Genomic DNA, 19,626 nt, shown 5'->3' on the forward strand with positions numbered 1-19,626 from the left:
CAAACTCAATAAGCCCGGCATTAAATTGCAGACATACGGATTCAAAGATTGTGTTTACAGTCTAAAAATCATCACAGTCACTCTAATCTACAACAAACGTCTTTTAGTATTAAAAGACCGTACCTTAGTCACAGACAAGACGCGGTCTTTAAAACAATATATCTCCAATGATTAGAGCAGGAATATAGCGAATAAGATCGCAGCTGCGGTCAAGCAGGCGTTTACGATAATCTGCCGTTTTGAAAGAGCATCACGGAATATTTTGTTTTCCGGCAGTTTACGAGGATTACGCGGAAGGTATTTTTGCCAACTAAGATCTAAAGCGGTATCGATCTTAATGCACAGTCCGGCCACAGCCCAAGGTACAGTAAGACCTAAGATGCCAAAAAAGCTCCACAGCAGTACGCAGTTTAAAGAAAACATTGGTTCCCCTTTCTGTACTATAAAATCAGCTCCCAAGACTAATGCGGCAAAACAAATCAGCATACCCACATACCAAAAAGAAAACTCTGAGCGCTTACCTAAGGCAGTTTTCCGTAACAAACCAAGTTCTTTTGACAAAAGTTTTTTTAAATCGTCTGAAATAAAACCGTCTGCTTTTTTTGTTAACTTCTGCATACCGCCGACTACAATTTCGCCGAAAACCGGATTTTGGGCTAATTCATTTAGTTTATCCCTGGCATTATTCCGATTTTGACACGCGGTTTTAACTTCTTGATGAAGCTTTTGTACTTCATCTGCAAGCAACTCATCGTAAACAGCGTCACGCTTAAACAGCATTATTTCAGAATCTGTTAAGCTTTCCGGCAGCACATAGCAGTAATGCATTTTGCCGTTGACCGTATAGTCAAGGCGTCCTACTTTAACAGTGCTGCTTACATGCTGAATATATGAACCGTTACTCTCCTCAGACGGCGCTGTAATTTCGTTTTTAGCATATCTGATAAGCTCGTTATAGTGCTTGTCAAACTCTTTTTCGATCTCATTTGCGTTAAAGAGCCTGCACTCTGCAGTGAGTTGTTGATTGCTAACTGAAGCCTCAATCTTGCAGGTGAAAATCTTATATAAATAGCCGACACCGTTACAGTTATGACACAATACCTTGCCGCGGCCTGCACAGTTATTGCATCTTAATTCGCCCTTGCCTTTGCACTCCGGGCAACGAATTTTGCCTTTACCGTTGCATTTGCTGCATTTACGCTCTGAGCTTTTACCGTTGCGGTAGGATCTGATCCGTCCGCGTCCGCGGCATTCGGGACATTTAACATACCCCTCACCGCCGCAGTTTTGACATTTAACGGTACCCGTTCCTTTGCATCTTGGACAATTGACCTTTTTTTCGCCATGACACTCAGGACAGCTTTCCTTATAGCAAAAATCTTCATAGCGCTTAGCAGTCAGCTTCTTCTTTTTTATGCAAGCTTTGACCACTGCATCCGCGCCTTGTACCTCTAACTGCTGAAGTTTAGCTATAAAATCAGCCCGTTCAGCGGCTTCTAAAGACTGATTTTTTAGCTTTTCCGCATACTCAAGAGCATCATAATCGGACTTAAATAGTTTTCCCTGACGCTCGGCTCCAAGTCCGGATGAAGATTGAAATTTAAAATCCCAGGTGATATTAGAGGACTTATAAAGCTTATCCTCTTGATAATTGACGACAGCAACATCTACCGGCACTTTTGCAAGAGAGAAGATCCTGCGCAAATATTGGAGACTCGAATTAACGATCGATTGATTGTTCATGAAAACCTTAAAACATTTTGCTGAATTACAGCAAATAATTACTCATATCCAAAAGATAAAATAAACTCTAAAACTTCTAATTTTGAATCCTAATCACTATCAAGGTATCAAAACAAGAACTTTACTAAAATTTGACGGCTATTTTGACAGTATATAAGCTTTAATGTAAAGGCATTGATATTTCTTTTTAGATAAATTTGGATTTAATGTATCTTTTTTAGAAAAAATGTAATAGCAAACATTGCGTCAGTACGGAAAATATTACGGTTAAGGCAAAGTTAAAGCGTATTGAATATACGACGGTCAGCAGCAAGCTTATCAAAGTTATCGGATCATCTGTCATGAAAAAGGGGGCGACTATGCTTATCATGACACAGCAGGGAGCAGCTTCCAGCACGGCATTTATCCGTGCTGAAATTTTACCTTTACGCAAAATCAAATAACCTGCGATGCGGGTGAAATAAGTTGTTCCCGCCATAAGTAAAATTGCTAAAAGCTGAAAACCGTTGGGAAATAACGCTTGGAGATCGTTCATAAATTTATTATCACTTTATTATTTTTTTGATGCCTGAATAAATGCCGTAACAATACCTGCAAGAACTCCAAGCCCTACGCTGTAAGCACTGCCTAGTTTAAGACTTACAAGAGCGGATACCGCTGCAGAAGCAAGAATCGGCAGAAGTTTAGCGTAATCTTTTTTGTGCCGCTTAAGCGGCCACATAGCGGCACTTAAAGCGATGAAAGTGGCAGGCATTGCCATGTTAAAACCGTAAATACTTAAATCTCCGCTTACGCTGCCTAATAATACGCCAAGACTGCAGGATAAAACCCATGAGGCCCATAGAGTTACACCGATGCCGAAATAGAAACCGGGATTTAAAAGCGGTTTATTCTTTCCTTTTTCTTCAAGATGCGCCATTTCCTGAAGGGTAAGCGCCCAAGTTTCATCGCACATGAAAAAGTAGATAAGAGCAACACGATAAAAAGGCTGTCCTTCAAGGTACGGAGCCAAAGCCGCCCCCATAACAAGATGGCGCGAGTTAATCAGAAATGTCGTTAGGATGATAAGCAAAATCGGCGGAGTAATGCTCCATAAAGGAATGACCGCAAATTCAGAACCGCCGGCAAAATTAATCGCCGGCATGAAAATGGCGGCAAGCGGCTCAAATCCGGCTTGTACCGCTTGAGCTCCGAAAATGATTCCTAAAGGAATGATGCCTATCATAATAGGCAAGGTAAGCAGCATTCCTCGCAAGATATGGTTAAAACTCATGGAAAATTAAGCGTACATTAGTTAATTATTATTGTTGTGCGTGTCGTCGCAGATGAAAACAGGTCTAGATTTTAACAAAAAAGCGCAGAAGGTGTGTTCTGCGCTTAATTAAATCAGAGCTTATCGTCAGCTCTAGCAGTTTGCTTGTACTTTATTGCAGACAAGTTCGCCGCTTGCGTCGAAGTTAAGCTCAAACGGCTCTCCGACTTTAACTTTTCCGCTTAAGATCATATTGGCAAGAGGATCTTCAATGGTATTTTGGATGGCTCGACGCAAAGGTCTTGCTCCGAATACCGGATCAAAGCCGATATTTGCTACATGATCCATAAGTGCATCAGGTAATATGACTTCATATCCTTGAGCAGAAAGCCGCTTTGTAAGACCTTCAAGCTGGATTTTAGCGATCTTCTTGATCTCATTATGAGAGAGCGGGTGGAAGACCACAGTCTCATCAACACGGTTCAAGAATTCAGGCTTAAAGTGTTTTTCCAGAATTTGCAGCAATTGTGCTTTGATTTCCTGGTAACTCTTTTTTCCTGTTTCCTCCTGAATCATTTCCGATCCGAGGTTTGAAGTCATGATGATAACGGTGTTCTTAAAGTCAACCGTTCTTCCCTGTCCGTCAGTTAACCGTCCGTCATCAAGCACCTGCAGCAGGATGTTGAAAACATCAGGATGCGCTTTCTCGATTTCATCAAGCAAAATGACTGAGTACGGACGTCTGCGCACGGCTTCGGTAAGATAGCCGCCCTGTTCGTATCCGACATACCCGGGAGGTGCACCGACCAAACGGGAGACCGAGAATTTTTCCATAAACTCGGACATATCAATACGCACCATGGCTTTTTCAGTATCGAATAAAAACTCGGCTACCGCTTTGCACAATTCGGTCTTACCTACACCCGTAGGTCCCATGAACATAAACGATCCGATAGGACGATTAGGGTCGGAAAGACCGGCACGCGAGCGTCTTATTGAGTTGGCAATAGCGTTAATAGCTTCGTCCTGACCGATAACACGCTGATGCAGATTATCTTCCATATGCAAAAGTTTGGCTCTTTCACCTTCCAGCATTTTGGCAACCGGAATGCCGGTAGCTTTTGATACAACTTCGGCAATTTCTACATCGGTTACTTTATTTTTAAGCAGCTGGAATGATTTCTCTGCAGGAGCGTCACCGGCTTCTTTAATTTGCTTTTCAAGTGACGGAATAATGCCGTACTGCAATTCACTCATGCGCGACAAATCGCCTTGGCGCTTAGCGACGTCAAATTCATGACGTGCCGCATCAAGTTTAACCTTGATTTGCTGGGTACCTTCAAGAGATAACTTTTCTTTTTTCCAGATTTCATCAAGACGAGAGTACTCTTTTTGTGATTCGTCAATTTCTTCATCAATAGCCTGCAGACGTTTTTTGCTGGCGTCATCGGTTTCTTTGGCAACGGCTTGCCGCTCCATCTTGAGCTGGATGATCTTGCGATCAAGGCGATCAAGCGGCTCGGGCTTGGAGTCAATCTGCAGACGAATGCTTGCCGCAGCCTCATCGATAAGGTCAATAGCTTTATCCGGCAGCTGACGATCGGTAATATAGCGGTTTGATAAAGTTGCGGCCGCTACAATTGCCGGATCGGTTATCTGTACGTGATGATGAATCTCATAACGCTCTTTTAAACCGCGCAAAATGGCAATGGTGTTCTCGACGGAAGGTTCACCGACAAATACCTTTTGGAAACGACGCTCCAAGGCTGCATCCTTCTCGATGTACTGACGATATTCATCCAGAGTCGTGGCACCGATGCAGTGCAGCTCACCGCGGGCTAATGCCGGCTTTAACATATTGCCTGCATCCATTGAACCTTCGGATTTTCCTGCTCCTACCATGGTGTGGATTTCATCAATGAACAAAATTACTTTGCCTTCAAGTTTGGCAAGCTCGTTCAATACACCTTTAAGTCTTTCTTCAAATTCACCACGGTACTTTGCGCCGGCAATTAAAGCGCCCATATCAAGGGACAATACTTTTTTATTGCGAAGTCCTTCCGGCACTTCACCTTTAATAATACGTTGCGCAAGTCCTTCGACAATAGCTGTTTTACCGACACCCGGCTCACCGATAAGCACAGGGTTGTTCTTGGTGCGGCGCTGCAGGATCTGCATGGTGCGGCGAATTTCTTCGTCACGTCCGATGACCGGATCAAGTTTGCCTTTTTCCGCTCTTTCGGTAAGGTCAATCGTGTATTTCTTTAAAGCTCCGCGAGTACTTTCAGCGTTTTCATCGTTGACGTTTTGACCTGCTCTTACGGTTTCAAGTGCTTTTAAGATTTTTTCACGAGTTACATTGCATTTTTCTAAAATGTTTTTAACTTCACCGTCGCCTTCAAAGGCAGCTAACACGAACAACTCGGATGAAATGTAAGCATCATTGTTTTTCTGGGCAAATTTATCGCAGAGATTTAATACCTTTGCGCTTTGCTGTGATAATTGTATATCGCCGCCTACCCCTTCAACTTGCGGCAATTTTTCTATCGCTTCTTTTAACAACAAACTTACGGCTTTAGGATCGGATCCTGCCAAAGTCAGAAGCGGACGCACCGAGCCGTCTTCTTGTGCAATAAGTGCAGAAAGAATATGAATCGGCTCAATAAACTGGTTATCGCGGCCTACGGCAAGTGACTGTGCATCAGCTAAAGCTTGTTGAAACTTAGCGGTGAAACGGTCTAACCTCATTCTCTCCCTCCTAGTTTTATAATTCCTGTTTTTCGCTGTATACAAAATGGGGGTAGAGAAGACTTATTTAAAGTAATTAGATGATAAAAGTTTGCACTTCAGACAAGCTTGCCGATAATCCCTGCCATTCTTCCCGTGATGTTATTTTTGCGGTAAGAAAAGAATTTTTCCGGATCTTTAAAGGTATCAAAAGGCAGAATTTCAATATCTTTAGAGTCAAGGCCGAGACCGTTTAGCTCAAAGGAAGCAAGCTCTGTCAAAGAGCATAAAGCTTTGCCGGTTTTTTTTATAGAGATATCTTTAAAAGCGGATAACGGAGCACCTGCTGCTAAGAACTTGTCTTTTAAATCGGTTCCGATTTCAAAAGAATCAAAGCCGATAGCCGGACCTAATGCTGCTTTAATCTTGTGGGCTCCGTTTTCTTTCATCATATTAACCGCATGTGTAAGAATATTTCCGTAAATTCCGCGCCATCCGCAGTGAACTGCAGCAAAAACTCCATTTTTTTCATCAGCAAGCAAAACCGGCAGACAGTCAGCGGTCATCACGGCAAGGCCTAACCCTTCATCTGTTGTAACGATCGCATCGGCATCAATTTTGGAATCGGCGTTAGCTAAAGCAACTTTGCATACCTTGGTTGAATGGGTTTGATTCATCCAGGCAATTGCTTTAAAACCGCATTCTTTTAATACGATTTCCCGGTTTTTAAGTACGGTTTTTAAATCATCTTTGACATGATCGCCTAAATTCAGCTCGTTATAAGGAGCTTGGGAAATTCCGCCGCGGCGAGTAGTAAAAACGGCTTTAGTTAAAGGATCTTCAAAAATCGTCGGGATGATGAAATCAGAAATCGCCATGTTCCTTATAGTCCTTACGTAACAGCTCGATTAATTCACTCATTTCTTCGGGAATAGGAACGTCAAAACTCATGTTCTCTTTAGTTTTGGGGTGCGCAAATTCAATATGCACGGCATGAAGCGCCTGATGGCGGTAATTGCGGAGCATGTTTGCCAAATCTTCATCGGCTCCGGGAAGCATTTTAAGGCGTTTTCCGCCGTATTGATTATCGCCTAAAAGTGGGTGGTGAATGCTTGCCATATGAACGCGGATTTGATGGGTTCGTCCGGTTTCAAGACGCAGGCGCAGTCTGGTATGAGCGCGGAATCGCTCCATAACGCGGTAGTGAGTTACCGCTTCACGGCCGATGCCTTCAGGCATTACCGCCATCTTGGTACGAACGTACGGATCACGGCCTATCGGGGCATCTATTGTGCCGCCGGCGGTAATTTGTCCTTCGGCAATAGCCTCGTATTCACGAACTACGTCATGTTTGGCAATAGCTTTGGTTAATACCTGCTGTGCAAGCTGGGATAAGGCTATAACCATGAGACCTGAGGTGTCTTTATCCAGACGATGTACGATACCGGCGCGCGGCAATGAGGATGTCTGCGGAAAATGATAAAGTACGGCATTCATTACCGTTCCGTCTTTTATTCCGGCCCCGGGGTGTACGACGAAATTAATCGGTTTATTGATAATAAGGATATCGTCATCTTGATAAATGATATCAAGGGGCAAATCCTGCGGTTTGGCATCCAAGTCTTCGGGATCGGGAATGGTGACGCTGACAATTTGCCCTGAACTTACCTTTATGCTCGGCTTGGTGATGACAACGCCGTCTACGGCAACTTTTCCCTCGTCAATATATTCACGCAGGGTGCTGCGGGAGTGGGTGTCTATAAGACCGCCTAAAGCCGCGTCCAAACGCTTGTTATGAAATTCATCGGTTATGGTTAAAATTACGTTCTGCGGCATGATTTTTCCTTAAGATGACAGATTAATTCCTGACTTTTAATGTGTTATAGTTCTGATTAATAAGGCAAGATGTTATATTATTAGCTTAGTATATTTTAGCAAGTTGAAAGATGACGCGACAGTCAGGTCTTGAGGATCTTTTGATGATTAAGTTTTTTTTGCCGTTAATAGTAGGTGCTGCAGTTGCTTTAACGGCTTGTTCTTCAGCTAACTACAATAAAGATGAAGTCCCGAATATTGCTCCCGATGCAATGTATTCCGTTGCGCAGAACGCTATGGCTTCAGGCGATTTTCAAAGAGCAAAACAATATCTTGAAGCTATAGATTCGCGCTACCCTTTCGGAGAGCTTGCCGATCAGGTGCAGCTTGATCTTATTTATGTTTATTACAAAATGCGCGACAGCGAAAAAACGTCAGCACAAATCAATCGTTTTATGCGCTTGAATCCTACAAGCCAATACACGGATTATGTCATGTATATGACGGGATTAAATCAGATTCAGATGCGCTCTGATATTCTTCAGGATTTTATCGGATTAAACCGCAGTCAAAAAGATCCGACTCAATATTATGAAGCATTAAAAACCTTCCGTAATCTAATTGAGACTTACCCTGAAAGCAAATATGCAGCAGATGCTCATCAGCGCATGATTTTCATTAAGCAGCAGCTTGCCGAGCGGGAGATGGCCATCGCAAATTATTATTATGAGCGCGGCTCTTATCTTTCGACTATTCGTCACTGCCAGAACATTCTTTATTCTTATCGCGGAACACAATATCTTGAGCCTGCGCTTGCTTTGATGGCAAGGTGTTATGACGATCTCGGCTTACCTGAAGCTGCAGCTAATGCCCGCAGCGTTCAGGAAGCTTCTTTCGGTACTACATCTTTTACGGCACCAGAATAATTTTGCCGCGGGTGTGAGTACTTTCAATCTGAAGGTGCGCCAGCTGCGCTCCTTCGGTATTGAGCTTGAATTCTTTCGTTATATGTACTTTCAATTTTCCTGATGAGCAAAGCTTTAACAAGTAAGCTATTTTTTCTCTGCTTGGCGCAGCAAGCACGCTTTTTACTTGCTTGCAGCTTGGACATGCACTTATAACTTTGTTAAAACTATAGCTCGGTACGGTTACTAATAATCCGTTTTCTTTTAATACCTCATAAAGGCCGATACCGATATCATCGCCTATAAAGTCAATTGCCGCGTCAAATTGGTCTTTGTATTTAGTTTTATAGTCATCGTGATAATCAAAAATCTCGTTAGTTCCTAATTCTTTTAAGAAAGCAAAGTTTTTTATCGACGCGCCGGCAGTTACGTTGTAACCGTGAATTTGTAAAAGCTGAATTAAAAGGTGTCCTACACCTCCCGATCCGCCGAGGACTAAAACATTTCCTTTGTCTTTTTTCTCTTTTAAAGTATTTAAAATATCAAGCGCCGTCACACCTGCCGTCGGAAGTGCCGCAGCTTCTTTTAAGGAAACGTTATCCGGAACTTTTACGATAAGTTTGTCATCACTTACTATATATTGCGCATATGCTCTAGGATTAAAACTGTGCCCGACGATGCCTGCAATCTTGTCTCCGTTGTGAAAATCAAGATTGCAGCCGCATTCTTTTACGGTTCCTGCAAAATCAAAACCTAAGGTCCAGGGAAAAGGTTCTTTACGGTTTTTGCAGACAAAACTGCTGCCGTTTCTGATTTTGGCGTCGATAGGATTTAGAGCAGCGGCAGCGGTTTTAATCAACAGCTCGTTATCGGTAATTTGCGGCAGAGAAACTTCTGCAGTATAAAGTTCGGATGCCGCTCCGAACTTATTAAAAAGAACGGTTTTATTTTGCATGGTAGTTTTACTCTGTGAAATTTAATTAATCAGGAAGCTTGGCATACTCTTCGTCGCTGACGGCTTCAAGCCATTCGTTGCTGCAGTCCTCACCCGGGACGGCAATTGCGATGTGGGAAAACCAGCTGTCTTTTTTAGCGCCGTGCCAATGTTTGACGTTGGCCGGAATGGTAATAACCGAGCCGGGGACAAGGCTTATGGCTTTTTTCCCGAATTCCTGATACCAGCCCTCTCCTGCAGTACAGATAAGAAGCTGTCCGCCGTTTTTTGCCGCATGATGAATATGCCAATTGTTGCGGCACGAAGGTTCAAAGGTTACGTTGGATACATGAAGGTTGCAGTCGCTGCCGGTAAGCGGATTTAAAAATGAGTTGCCGATAAAGTATTTGGCAAAAGCTGTGTTGGTTTTCCCGAGACCGAAAACATTTATTGCGTCAAATTGCGCTTTATCTTGAATTTTCACCTTTATTCTCCTTACTCTTCTTATTCATTCTTATTGTAGAAAATGTCTATGTAGTTTTTACATTATTTTTTGTGCTAAATTTCAGTTCTGAATTTGATATTTGTTTGTAAGAAAAATATGACAGAAGATTTTGTATATAATCCGCCTCTTTTTCCTTTTTTAGATGTTCTTTATGAAGATGACGACATAATGGTAGTTAATAAGCCGTCAGGTTTATTGTCTGTTCCCGGCAGGCTTAAAGAACATCATGACAGTATTTTAAGCAGAATCAAAAGTTCGTATCCGGATGCCTTTGCCGTGCATCGTCTGGATATGGGGACGTCGGGAGTGTTAGTCGTAGGTCTTAACAAAAATGCCGTCTCAAACCTCGGCAAACAATTCATGGGACGTGAAGTTAAGAAGATTTATATCGCGATTGTTGACGGAATAATCGAAAAAAGCGGTAGCGTGTCTTTGCCTTTGATTTTGGATATTAATAACCGCCCCTATCAAAAAGTGGATTTTGAGGTCGGCAAACCTGCTTTGACCTTTTATGAACCCTTATGCCATGACGGTAAAACTACTTTAGTCAGACTGTTTCCTTTAACCGGCCGCTCTCATCAGCTGCGTGTTCATTTAAAAGAAATCGGTCATCCGATTTTAGGCGATCATCTATATGCTCCGCCTGAGATTAGGGACGCAAGTCCTCATCTTTATCTGCACGCGGGATGTTTGAGTTTTTGCCATCCCGTTTCAGGCAATAGAATGGAATTCTGTGCCCCGCCTCCTTTTGATATACCAAGTGAATTTATGCCTAATAACAGTTGGTTTGAGCTGATCCCTAAGGAAATTGACTTTCCGGCCTAAATGCCGAAGATCCTACTGCTAAACAACAATAGTGCTACTGTTATTAGTTTCGGCTGGTTTCTGCAGTTGACCTCTTGTAAAGTTTGCTTGACAGGTCAGTAGGTATGGTTCTGCACTTTGATTTAGGCAGACATATCCGTGGCATAATATACAGCCAATTTTCAGGCGACCTCCTTGATGGAAAGTCAGCAGTTCTTTTGGCACAAATAAAGCCTGAAAACCGAACACACATTTTTTAACGGGAGTTAAAATGAAAAAGAATTTCCTCATCACGGCTCTGTTTGCCGCGATAACTTGTTGTGCAAACGCCTCGCAAGCGGCCAGTCAATCCGACCTGATTGAGGCTTGCAAGCAAAAAGATTTTCAAAAATGCGCCGAGCTCACTACCGCACTTTTGGATGATTTTGATTACGACAACGCCCTCAAGTACGCCAAAATGGCCTGCGATTTTGGTGACGGCGCCTCTTGCGTCACTGCGGGCGATATTTTGGCAAACCAGTCCGTCGACGAAAATGGAGGCAAAGTTTTTAAAGAGGCCAACACATATTATCTCAAGGCATGTGAACTCAAATCCGGGACGGGTTGCACCGCGGTTGGTTTGAATTACGAGCAGGGTAAGGGCATCGAACCAGATTACACCAAAGCCGCTCAATATTTTAAACAAGCTTGTGACTTGAAAGATCCCCAAGGGTGTTTCAACATGGGCAGGATGTACTCAATCGGAGTCGGGGGCAAGCAAGATCACCCTAAGGCAATTGAATTTTTAAAAAGAGCCTGCGATTTGAAGGATGCAAAATCATGCGCCTCGGTGGGTGTCTACATCTATAATGGCACGGGCATTAAACAGAATTTCAAAGAAGCCTCAAAATATTTCAACAAAAGCTGTGACTTGAACAACAACACCGGTTGCACCTACGCGGGCTTGATGTACGAGAACGGCGAGGGGGTGAAAAAGGATTACGCCAAGGCTTATCAATATTTTGACAAAGCCTGCAACCTGAATGTGATGGATGAGCCTAACAGTGACGCTTGCTACATGCTCGGTCAATATAATCAACTTGGCAAAGGTGGAAGAAAAAACGAGACCAAGGCTGCAGAAATTTATACCAAAGGCTGTGATTTCAATGACGGGAGAAGCTGCGGTGCTCTGGCAAGTTTGCACTTTAACAAAGTCACAACAAGGAAGAGTCCTGAGGCCTTCGAGGCTTTCAAGTACGCCACGAAAGGTTGTGAGCAGAATGACGGTCAAAGCTGCATTGTTCTCGGACTCATTTATTACAACGGTCTTACCGGAGGGTTTGATACTTTTAAGGCATTTGAGCTTTTTAAACGCGCCTGTGACCTAAACAATCCCCAAGGATGTATCTACGCCGGCAACAGTACCGCATCCGGCACCGGTACCATTCAAAATCTGACAAAGGCTTTTGAGTTCATCAAAAAAAGCTGTGATCTTAACTCGCCCGAAGGCTGTTATGAAATGGGCACGTACTATCACGGCGGAAACGGGGTCAAACAGAGTTACAAACTTGCCAAAGAGTGTTATCGCAAGTCCTGTGATCTGAACTATCAAAAAGGTTGCGATTCTTTGAAACAGCTTAACACCAGAGGATACTGATAACTTAAAGCTTAAAGAAAGCCATAAGTTTCAGCACCGCGGCCCGAGCCTTGACATCAGCCGCGGGTTTTCCATCTTGGTCAAAGGAGGAACACGATAACTTGCAGGGGTCCTGCAATTGTCCTTACCCTCTTTTCACCCTCGTCCATCTGTGTCTACCATATATCCGCGATGATCTTCGCCCTAAAGATCCGGGGTTGCAGCTGATCTTTTTAGATAAAAAAACATTTTTACTAAATTTTAGTTTTCGCCGCGGGCTTTTTTAATGAGGTCAAAAGCTGCCTGAATATCCTGCGCTTTTTGCGTATATAAACGAACCATCTCCGGAGGAAGTCCTTGGGATGCCAGTCTGTCAGGATGATATTTAAGCATGAGCTTACGGTGAGCACGTTTTATTTCCTCAAAAGGAGCGTCGGGACTTACGCCTAAAATGTCGTAGGCATTTTTAAGCTCATCCTGGCGCGGCTGCTGTTGATATGAGCCTCTGTTATATGAGCTGCCGCCTGAGGAATAGTCGTTTTGCCGGTAACTGCCTTGGCTGTATCCTCCTTGTTGGTAGGCATTGCGGAACTGCTCAGAGTATTTGGCAAACTGCATTTCGGCAAAACGCATGCGGATAAGTCTTTCCATTGCCGTAGTGGAGATGCCGAGCTTTGAGGCAATTTCCAGCAGACGCTGATGTTCAAGAGAAGATAGTTCATTGTCGGCAAGAGCAATTTGCACTACGATTTCAAGAACGTAAGAGATGATTACCGGGTTCTCTTTGCCGAAAGCCGAAAGTTTGAAGAGTTCTGAGTCAAGCGGGAATCTTTCCGATTTGCCGTAGTTGAAAGCTTCAATGGCGCGTTGTGTGGCAGCTGCATCAAGCTGCATGGTGCGCATGAACATCTTGGCGCGTTCGATCTGTGCTTCGTTGATGCGTCCTGCACCGCGGGCAACATATCCCATTAAGCAGAACGTAAGTCTTATAAGTTCCTGGCTTTGGGCCGTATTGCTTCTAAAAGAAAAAGCAGCATTTGCAGCTTGGCTTTGACGCTCTGCCATAATGCGCTTTTTATCAAAGTAAAACCATCCGATGGCGTATCCGATGATTGCTCCGATAATATTCAATATAAGAAGTCCGACAATTGTACCGATGATTCGGCCCTTCCAATTACCCATAAACTTAACCCCTGTTTTTGATGTATTCGTTGATGATGTTAAGCCGCTCTATAGTTCCTGCGTCAAACCAAGGCTCATCGAACACGCATCCTTGAAGTGCGCCGGCGGCAATCCATTTATCAAATAATGGTCGTAATTTTAATCTGCAAACGCCCATATCGGCAAAGGCTGATTTTCTGTATAAAGCCGTTCCGCTGAACGTATAGCTATTCCCGTATTGTACTAGTCCGTTTTCCCCAAGGGCAAAATCTCCTTTTAAATTGTGAGCGGGATTTTTAACAAGGTATAGTCTTGCACATATATTATGAGGAAGTTTTCTTTGCAAAAACTTAGCATAAGAAACATCCATATAAGTATCGCCGTTTACTACTAAAAAAGTATTGGAAAGATAAGGAAGAGCTTTAATAATGCCGCCGGCCGTCTCTAAGCCTCCAGGACCTTCAACGCTGTGAGTTATGTGAACGTTAAATCTGCTTCCGTTACCTAAAAATTTTACGATTTTGTCGGAAAGCCAGGCACTGTTTACTACGATGTCAGTGATACCTGCTTCTTTTAATGCTTCAATATGACGGACGATAAGAGGAATTCCTCCTACTTCAATAAGAGGTTTGGGTGTGGTGTCGGTTAAAGGCCGCAGCCGTTCTCCTCGTCCTGCAGCCAAAATCATTGCGGTTATGGGCATAAGGTTTTAACAAGAGGAATAAGTTTTTTAAGAAATTCGTGTAAGGATTCAAAATTCGTCAAAGCTGCACTTTCTTTTATTGCGTAATTTAAAACACGCGGCAGATCTTTTAGATATCCGTTTTTATGATCGCGGATATTTAATCTGCAGAATATTCCGAGAACCTTAAGATGACGCTGCAGCGATACGGCAATAAGATCGCGTTTGAATTCGTCAAGCGATAAATCACCGGTAAGATTTAAGTTTTTATAAGAGGTAAAAGTCTTAGTGGTTATTTTGTCACCTAAGGTCTCAGGCAAGACTTTGTAGCAGTCAAAGAGTAATGAAGCCAGATCGTAAGTAAGAGGTCCCTTTACCATATCCTGATAATCAATTACCGCAAGTTTATCTTGAACAATCATGATATTGCGGCTGTGAAAATCACGGTGCATGGCAATTTGAGGCTGTTTTAGGCATAAATCGGCAAGTCTTGAAAAGCTGTCCTGAAGCGCTTTGGCATCTTGTTTGTCAAGAACAAAGTTAAAGGTCTTGTTTAACATCCATTCAGGAAACAAGGAAAGTTCAAATAAAATAAAGTCGCGATCAAAAGCAGGAAGATCTTCTGTTGTAACCTGTGCAAGCTTAGTTAAGACTTCAACTGCTTTTTCATACCAAAAACTTTCTTCTTTTTCTTTAGCAACATCTGCAAATAATGTCGAACCGAGATTTTCCAAAAGGAAAAAACCTTTATTCAGGTCGTAAACAAAAATTTGCGGAACATAAATGCCTGCGTCATGAAGTTTTTTATTTATCGCAATAAATTCACGATTTTTTTGCGATGCAGGCGGCGAGTCTACAGCAATTTTATTGCCGTAAATAAAATAACGGCGCAAGCTGGCGTCGCCGTTTAACGGAATAAGCTCATGATCCGGCTCATTTATGGAGATGAGCCAGGATTTAAGCTCGTTTTTACGTAAATCAATCACGAATAAATACCAGATCCCACACTCCGTGCCCTAAACGTTCGCCGCGCAGTTCAAACTTGGTAAGCGGGCGCCACTCAGGTCGCGGGATATAGGTATTGTTTTCCGAGGTGTTGGTAAAGCCTTCTGCTTTATTAAAGCATTCAAGCATTTCTTCGGCATATTCCTGCCAATCGGTAGCCATTCTTACCTGCGCACCGTGTTTGAGAACCGGAGTGATAACGTCAATGAAAGAGTCATTGATAAGACGGCGCTTATGATGGCGGGCTTTCGGCCAAGGATCGGGGAAGAATATCTGCAAAATATCCACGCTTTGAGGCTTTAAGCACTTGGTAAGTACAAGATAAGCATCGTAGTTAATGACTTTAACGTTAGTAAGTCCTTCTTTTTCAATCAGCATCATAGCGGCACCGACCCCCGGAGGATGGACCTCTATGCCAAGATAATTGCGTAAAGGATCGGCTTTTGCCATTTCTACAAAAGACTTACCCATGCCGAAACCTATTTCGACGACTAAAGGTGCCTCTCTGCCGAATATGGCGGCAATATCAAGAGGCTTTTCAGCTGAAGAGTCGATCAGGTATTTGGGGGCCAGCTCGGTTAAAGCATTAGATTGCGCCGTCGTCATGCGGCCGGCGCGAATAACGTAAGACTTTATACGATGCTTTTCTAAAAGAGCGTTGTTTTCAGCGTTCTTTTCAGTCATTAGATAAGTTCCAGTTTCTGCATTTCAGCTTTTATTTCAGCTTTGACGCCTTCAGACAAAGGCATTACCGGCAAGCGGCACTCCTCGGTACACAAACCGAGCAGTGAGGCTGCATATTTAGCACCGGCAGGTGACGGCTCTTTGAACATAAGCCCGTGCAGAGTCATCAATTTATCCTGAAGTTCACGTGCCTCGATCCACTTGTTTTCGGCGCATAAGCTTTGAACTTTAGCAACAAGACGCGGAGCGATATTGGCCGTAACTGAAATACAGCCGACGCCGCCTGCCACGTTGTAGCTTACCTGGGTTGCGTCTTCACCTGACAGCCAGGTAAAGTCTTTACGCTTAATTAAAGCTCTTTCTTTCCACGGACGAGCCAAATCGCCGGTAGCGTCTTTAATACCGCAGATATGGGAAAGCTCAGCCATTTTAGCCAAGGTCTCAGGGAGAATATTGACTACGGCACGGCCCGGGATGTTGTAAACGAAAATCGGCAATGAAGTATTGTCGTTAATCATCTTAAAGTGAGCATATAAGCCGGCCTGGTTCGGGCGGTTATAGTAGCCCGCTACATGTAAAAGACCGTCGGCACCTGCTTTTTCGGCTTCTTGTGAGAAATGAACAGCTTCTACCGGGTTATTGGATCCTGCGCCGGCCATAACGGGAACTCTGCCTGCAGCAACAGCGACGGTAGCTTTGATAACACGGACGTGTTCTTCTACGGTTAGGGTCGGGCATTCGCCGGTGGTTCCTGTGGGAACAATAGCATTGGTGCCGTTTTCGATATGCCACTCAACCATTTTTTCCAAGGCGGCTTCGTCAAGCTTGCCGTCTTTAAACGGAGTAATGAGAGCTACTAATGAGCCGTGAAAAAGATGCATTTTTATCCTCGAAAAGAAAGAAAACCTATTAGAGCTTAGTTTAGCACTTTAAGTTTAAAGCTCCTAAATGAAAAAATTAAGCCGTGATTTAATTTCACGGCTTTGTGCATTATTTATTCGGACGCAGTGTCGGGAATAAAATTACGTCACGAATTGTATGGCAATTGGTAAAGAGCATGACGGTACGATCGATGCCGATACCTTCGCCTGCAGTAGGAGGAAGTCCGTGCTGCAGTGCTACGATATAGTCTTCATCGTAATACATCGCTTCGTCATCACCGTGTTTTTTAGCTTCAGCCTGCTGGTGGAAGCGGCTTGCCTGATCGTCAGGATCGTTTAACTCCGAGAATCCGTTACCCATTTCGCGGCCGCCGATGAAGAATTCAAAACGATCGGTGTAGCGGGGATCGCTGTCTGATCTGCGGGCTAAAGGTGAAATTTCAGCAGGGTATGAGGTAATGAATGTAGGCTGCTGCAAGTGCTCTTCAACCAGCTCATCAAACAAGGCGGCAATGAAATGACCGTGCTCCCATGACGGCATGATTTCAATGTGCAGCTTTTTGCATAATTCTTTAGTCTTTTCCGCATCATCAAGATCTTCCATGGTGATGCCGTTTCCGTATTTAACGATGGATTCCTTCATGGTAAGGCGATCAAAGGGTTTTGCAAAATCAATATCAAGACCTTCCTCGCCCTCTTTGCCGTAGTGAACCTTGGTATCGCCTAAAACTTCAAGCGCCATCTTACGGAAAAGATCTTCAGTGAAGTCGATAAGATCGTGATAATCATGATAGGCCATATAGAATTCCATCATGGTGAATTCAGGATTATGGCGTACATCAATACCTTCGTTACGGAAGTTGCGGTTGATTTCGTATACACGCTCAAAACCGCCTACTACAAGACGCTTTAAGAAAAGCTCAGGAGCGATACGCAGGTACATGTCGATATCAAGAGCGTTGTGATGAGTAATGAAAGGTTTAGCGTTGGCTCCTCCAGGAATGACGTGCATCATCGGGGTCTCGACTTCCATGAAGCGGTGGCTATCCATGTAAGAGCGGATGAAGGAAACGATCTTAGTTCTTATCTCAAAAGTTCTGCGGGACTCTTCATTGGCGATAAGATCAAGATAACGCTGACGGCATCTGGCTTCCTGATCGGTAAGACCTTTATACTTCTCAGGCAGAGGGCGCAAAGCTTTAACTAAAAGGCGCAAAGCGGTTACGTGTAAAGTAAGTTCGCCGGTTTTTGTTTTAAATGCATAGCCGGTAACACCGATAATATCGCCCAGATCAAGTTTCTTGAAAAGCTCTTGATATTGTCCTTCAGGCAAGGCATCACGGGTTACGTAAATTTGAATCTTGCCGCCCATGTCCTGTAAAGTGGCAAAAGAGGCTTTTCCCATGATGCGGCGGGTCATCATACGGCCTGCAACGGTGAATGTTTTAGGATCGGCTGCAAGCTCTTCGGCTGATTTATCGCCCAAGGCTTTGATAATATCGGATGAAACGGCATCACGACGAAAATCGTTAGGATACGCCTGTCCTTGTTCACGCAGGGCGTTTAATTTATTGCGGCGCTCCTGCATTTCATTATTGAGATTCTCACCGGTTGCGGAAATATTCTCTTGAGTCATTTTTCTTTCCTTTAATTAAAGCCCGGATTTAAGGCTTGCTTCAATGAATTGGTCTAAATCACCGTTTAAAACTCTTTGCGTGTCACGGCATTCAACTTGAGTACGCAGATCTTTTACTCGAGCATCATCAAGCACATAAGATCTGATTTGACTGCCCCAGCCGATATCGGCTTTGCTGTCCTCAATCGCCTGTTGTTCACTTTGCTGCTTTCTAAGTTCAAGCTCATAGAGCTTGGCTCTTAACTGCTTCATTGCCTGATCGCGGTTTTGAAACTGAGAACGTTCATTTTGGCAGCTGACCACGACGCCTGTAGGAATATGAGTAATGCGGACGGCGGATTCGGTTTTGTTGACATGCTGACCGCCGGCTCCTGATGAACGGAACACATCGATTTTCAAATCGGCAGGATTAATCTCTACTTTGATGTCATTGTCAATTTCAGGATAGACAAAGGCAGAGCAGAATGAAGTATGGCGGCGATTATTGGAGTCAAAAGGAGATTTGCGTACCAGGCGATGAATTCCCGTTTCCGTACGCAGCCAGCCGAAAGCATACGGACCTGCAAATTTTAAAGTTGCGGATTTTATTCCTGCAACTTCACCTTCCGAGCATTCAATGACGGTGCAGTCAAAACCGTGTTTCTCACCGAATTTAAGGTACATGCGCATGACCATTTCCGCCCAGTCCTGAGCTTCAGTTCCGCCGGAGCCTGACTGGATATCCATGTAGCAGTCGGAATTGTCGTTGGGTTTTGAAAACATGCGCTCAAATTCAAGAGCGTTTAGTACTTCTTCAAGTTTATCAGCCTCGGAGTAAGCTTCTTTTATAGAGTCTTCATCTCCTTCCTCGCTGCCGAGCTCAAAAAGCATCAAGACATCGTCAAAACCTGAATATAGTTTGTCAAAACGGGATACGACTGAGGATAAAACTTGTCTTTCTTTGCCTAATTGCTGAGCTTTTTCCGGATCGTTCCAAACTTGCGGATCTTCAAGCAGTCCGTTTACTTCTTCAAGACGTTCCTTTTTAGTCTCGAAGTCAAAGATACCCCCTAAGAGCATCGGCGCGCTCAGTCATTTCTTTGATTTTTTCGTTTAAGGATATTGTTTCTAGCACGGTTGGCCTTTAATAAAAACTGAAAAATTAAAAGCAATATTATAACAAGGATCACAGATCTTTGTTTGTAAAAAGAGCTCTCTGCCGGTTTTTTATCGAAAAAGATCAGCTGCTAAAACCCCGTCCTTCAGGGCTGAGATCATCGCGAGGAGAAACTCAGTGT

Annotated in this window: 18 protein-coding genes; 3 read left to right on the forward strand and 15 right to left on the reverse strand. The window is 43.6% G+C overall.

The window, feature by feature from the left end; translation table 11 throughout:
- Positions 1 to 171: 171 nt before the first annotated feature.
- The 6 genes from HMPREF9444_RS03700 to rluD all read right to left on the reverse strand — a co-directional run bounded on the left by HMPREF9444_RS03700 (position 172) and on the right by rluD (position 7,558).
- Positions 172 to 1,743, reverse strand: coding sequence for a DnaJ-like cysteine-rich domain-containing protein (locus HMPREF9444_RS03700; RefSeq protein ID WP_009143020.1), 1,572 nt, complete (start codon positions 1,741 to 1,743; stop codon positions 172 to 174).
- Positions 1,744 to 1,960: 217 nt separating this feature from the next.
- Complete coding sequence (locus HMPREF9444_RS03705; RefSeq protein WP_009143021.1) at positions 1,961 to 2,278, reverse strand: AzlD family protein; 318 nt, start codon at positions 2,276 to 2,278, stop codon at positions 1,961 to 1,963.
- An 18-nt stretch (positions 2,279 to 2,296) separates the two neighbouring features.
- Positions 2,297 to 3,016, reverse strand: a complete 720-nt coding sequence (locus HMPREF9444_RS03710; RefSeq protein WP_040909177.1) for an AzlC family ABC transporter permease — start codon at positions 3,014 to 3,016, stop codon at positions 2,297 to 2,299.
- A 132-nt stretch (positions 3,017 to 3,148) separates the two neighbouring features.
- The gene (clpB, locus tag HMPREF9444_RS03715; protein ID WP_009143023.1) at positions 3,149 to 5,743 is read right to left on the reverse strand and encodes an ATP-dependent chaperone ClpB; all 2,595 of its coding nucleotides are present in this window, start codon (positions 5,741 to 5,743) and stop codon (positions 3,149 to 3,151) included.
- 98 nt (positions 5,744 to 5,841) lie between these two features.
- Positions 5,842 to 6,600, reverse strand: coding sequence for a peptidoglycan editing factor PgeF (gene pgeF / locus HMPREF9444_RS03720; RefSeq protein ID WP_009143024.1), 759 nt, complete (start codon positions 6,598 to 6,600; stop codon positions 5,842 to 5,844).
- Positions 6,587 to 7,558: a 23S rRNA pseudouridine(1911/1915/1917) synthase RluD gene (gene rluD, locus HMPREF9444_RS03725; RefSeq protein WP_009143025.1), complete on the reverse strand. Its 972-nt coding sequence runs from the start codon at positions 7,556 to 7,558 to the stop codon at positions 6,587 to 6,589. Before rluD ends, pgeF begins: the two co-directional genes overlap by 14 nt.
- A gap of 143 nt (positions 7,559 to 7,701) precedes the next feature.
- On the opposite strand from rluD, the gene HMPREF9444_RS03730 reads away from it, so the two are divergent.
- Positions 7,702 to 8,463, forward strand: a complete 762-nt coding sequence (locus HMPREF9444_RS03730; RefSeq protein WP_050778993.1) for an outer membrane protein assembly factor BamD — start codon at positions 7,702 to 7,704, stop codon at positions 8,461 to 8,463.
- Here the strand turns inward: HMPREF9444_RS03730 and HMPREF9444_RS03735 are convergent.
- Both HMPREF9444_RS03735 and HMPREF9444_RS03740 read right to left on the reverse strand, forming a co-directional pair.
- Positions 8,447 to 9,397, reverse strand: coding sequence for an NADP-dependent oxidoreductase (locus HMPREF9444_RS03735; protein ID WP_009143027.1), 951 nt, complete (start codon positions 9,395 to 9,397; stop codon positions 8,447 to 8,449). The genes HMPREF9444_RS03730 and HMPREF9444_RS03735 overlap by 17 nt on opposite strands.
- A gap of 25 nt (positions 9,398 to 9,422) precedes the next feature.
- Positions 9,423 to 9,860 carry a cupin domain-containing protein gene (locus HMPREF9444_RS03740; RefSeq protein WP_009143028.1) on the reverse strand — a complete coding sequence of 146 codons (438 nt, stop codon included), beginning with the start codon at positions 9,858 to 9,860 and terminating at the stop codon, positions 9,423 to 9,425.
- A 117-nt stretch (positions 9,861 to 9,977) separates the two neighbouring features.
- On the opposite strand from HMPREF9444_RS03740, the gene HMPREF9444_RS03745 reads away from it, so the two are divergent.
- Both HMPREF9444_RS03745 and HMPREF9444_RS10495 read left to right on the forward strand, forming a co-directional pair.
- A complete protein-coding gene (locus HMPREF9444_RS03745; RefSeq protein ID WP_009143029.1) occupies positions 9,978 to 10,706 on the forward strand; it encodes an RluA family pseudouridine synthase in 729 nt (242 codons plus the stop codon).
- A gap of 250 nt (positions 10,707 to 10,956) precedes the next feature.
- Positions 10,957 to 12,321, forward strand: a complete 1,365-nt coding sequence (locus HMPREF9444_RS10495) for a tetratricopeptide repeat protein (RefSeq protein ID WP_009143030.1) — start codon at positions 10,957 to 10,959, stop codon at positions 12,319 to 12,321.
- A gap of 240 nt (positions 12,322 to 12,561) precedes the next feature.
- Here the strand turns inward: HMPREF9444_RS10495 and djlA are convergent, their stop codons facing one another.
- The 7 genes from djlA to prfB all read right to left on the reverse strand — a co-directional run bounded on the left by djlA (position 12,562) and on the right by prfB (position 19,463).
- The gene (djlA, locus tag HMPREF9444_RS03765) at positions 12,562 to 13,482 is read right to left on the reverse strand and encodes a co-chaperone DjlA (RefSeq protein WP_009143032.1); all 921 of its coding nucleotides are present in this window, start codon (positions 13,480 to 13,482) and stop codon (positions 12,562 to 12,564) included.
- 4 nt (positions 13,483 to 13,486) lie between these two features.
- A complete protein-coding gene (locus HMPREF9444_RS03770) occupies positions 13,487 to 14,164 on the reverse strand; it encodes a nucleotidyltransferase family protein (RefSeq protein WP_009143033.1) in 678 nt (225 codons plus the stop codon).
- Positions 14,155 to 15,129 carry an aminoglycoside phosphotransferase family protein gene (locus tag HMPREF9444_RS03775; protein WP_009143034.1) on the reverse strand — a complete coding sequence of 325 codons (975 nt, stop codon included), beginning with the start codon at positions 15,127 to 15,129 and terminating at the stop codon, positions 14,155 to 14,157. The genes HMPREF9444_RS03770 and HMPREF9444_RS03775 overlap by 10 nt, the downstream gene beginning before the upstream one ends.
- Positions 15,122 to 15,832: a tRNA (guanosine(46)-N7)-methyltransferase TrmB gene (trmB, locus tag HMPREF9444_RS03780; protein WP_009143035.1), complete on the reverse strand. Its 711-nt coding sequence runs from the start codon at positions 15,830 to 15,832 to the stop codon at positions 15,122 to 15,124. Before trmB ends, HMPREF9444_RS03775 begins: the two co-directional genes overlap by 8 nt.
- Complete coding sequence (dapA, locus tag HMPREF9444_RS03785; protein WP_009143036.1) at positions 15,832 to 16,713, reverse strand: 4-hydroxy-tetrahydrodipicolinate synthase; 882 nt, start codon at positions 16,711 to 16,713, stop codon at positions 15,832 to 15,834. The genes trmB and dapA overlap by 1 nt, the downstream gene beginning before the upstream one ends.
- 109 nt (positions 16,714 to 16,822) lie before the next feature.
- The gene (gene lysS, locus HMPREF9444_RS03790; RefSeq protein WP_009143037.1) at positions 16,823 to 18,349 is read right to left on the reverse strand and encodes a lysine--tRNA ligase; all 1,527 of its coding nucleotides are present in this window, start codon (positions 18,347 to 18,349) and stop codon (positions 16,823 to 16,825) included.
- A 15-nt stretch (positions 18,350 to 18,364) separates the two neighbouring features.
- A protein-coding gene (gene prfB / locus HMPREF9444_RS03795; RefSeq protein WP_187363645.1) for a peptide chain release factor 2 occupies positions 18,365 to 19,463 on the reverse strand; the annotation gives its coding sequence in 2 pieces (ribosomal slippage) (positions 18,365 to 19,387 and positions 19,389 to 19,463; 1,098 coding nt in all).
- Positions 19,464 to 19,626 lie beyond the last annotated feature (163 nt).

Source organism: Succinatimonas hippei YIT 12066, assembly GCF_000188195.1.
GTDB lineage: Bacteria > Pseudomonadota > Gammaproteobacteria > Enterobacterales > Succinivibrionaceae > Succinatimonas > Succinatimonas hippei.

Coding starts and splice junctions, on each gene's coding strand:
- HMPREF9444_RS10495 (WP_009143030.1), top strand. CDS start 10,957: ATGAAAAAGAATTTCCTCATCACGGCTCTGTTTGCCGCGATAACTTGT.
- HMPREF9444_RS03710 (WP_040909177.1), bottom strand. CDS start 3,016: ATGAGTTTTAACCATATCTTGCGAGGAATGCTGCTTACCTTGCCTATT.
- HMPREF9444_RS03745 (WP_009143029.1), top strand. CDS start 9,978: ATGACAGAAGATTTTGTATATAATCCGCCTCTTTTTCCTTTTTTAGAT.
- HMPREF9444_RS03705 (WP_009143021.1), bottom strand. CDS start 2,278: ATGAACGATCTCCAAGCGTTATTTCCCAACGGTTTTCAGCTTTTAGCA.
- djlA (WP_009143032.1), bottom strand. CDS start 13,482: ATGGGTAATTGGAAGGGCCGAATCATCGGTACAATTGTCGGACTTCTT.
- HMPREF9444_RS03700 (WP_009143020.1), bottom strand. CDS start 1,743: ATGAACAATCAATCGATCGTTAATTCGAGTCTCCAATATTTGCGCAGG.
- HMPREF9444_RS03730 (WP_050778993.1), top strand. CDS start 7,702: ATGATTAAGTTTTTTTTGCCGTTAATAGTAGGTGCTGCAGTTGCTTTA.
- HMPREF9444_RS03770 (WP_009143033.1), bottom strand. CDS start 14,164: ATGCCCATAACCGCAATGATTTTGGCTGCAGGACGAGGAGAACGGCTG.
- rluD (WP_009143025.1), bottom strand. CDS start 7,558: ATGCCGCAGAACGTAATTTTAACCATAACCGATGAATTTCATAACAAG.
- dapA (WP_009143036.1), bottom strand. CDS start 16,713: ATGCATCTTTTTCACGGCTCATTAGTAGCTCTCATTACTCCGTTTAAA.
- pgeF (WP_009143024.1), bottom strand. CDS start 6,600: ATGGCGATTTCTGATTTCATCATCCCGACGATTTTTGAAGATCCTTTA.
- lysS (WP_009143037.1), bottom strand. CDS start 18,349: ATGACTCAAGAGAATATTTCCGCAACCGGTGAGAATCTCAATAATGAA.
- HMPREF9444_RS03735 (WP_009143027.1), bottom strand. CDS start 9,397: ATGCAAAATAAAACCGTTCTTTTTAATAAGTTCGGAGCGGCATCCGAA.
- trmB (WP_009143035.1), bottom strand. CDS start 15,832: ATGACTGAAAAGAACGCTGAAAACAACGCTCTTTTAGAAAAGCATCGT.
- clpB (WP_009143023.1), bottom strand. CDS start 5,743: ATGAGGTTAGACCGTTTCACCGCTAAGTTTCAACAAGCTTTAGCTGAT.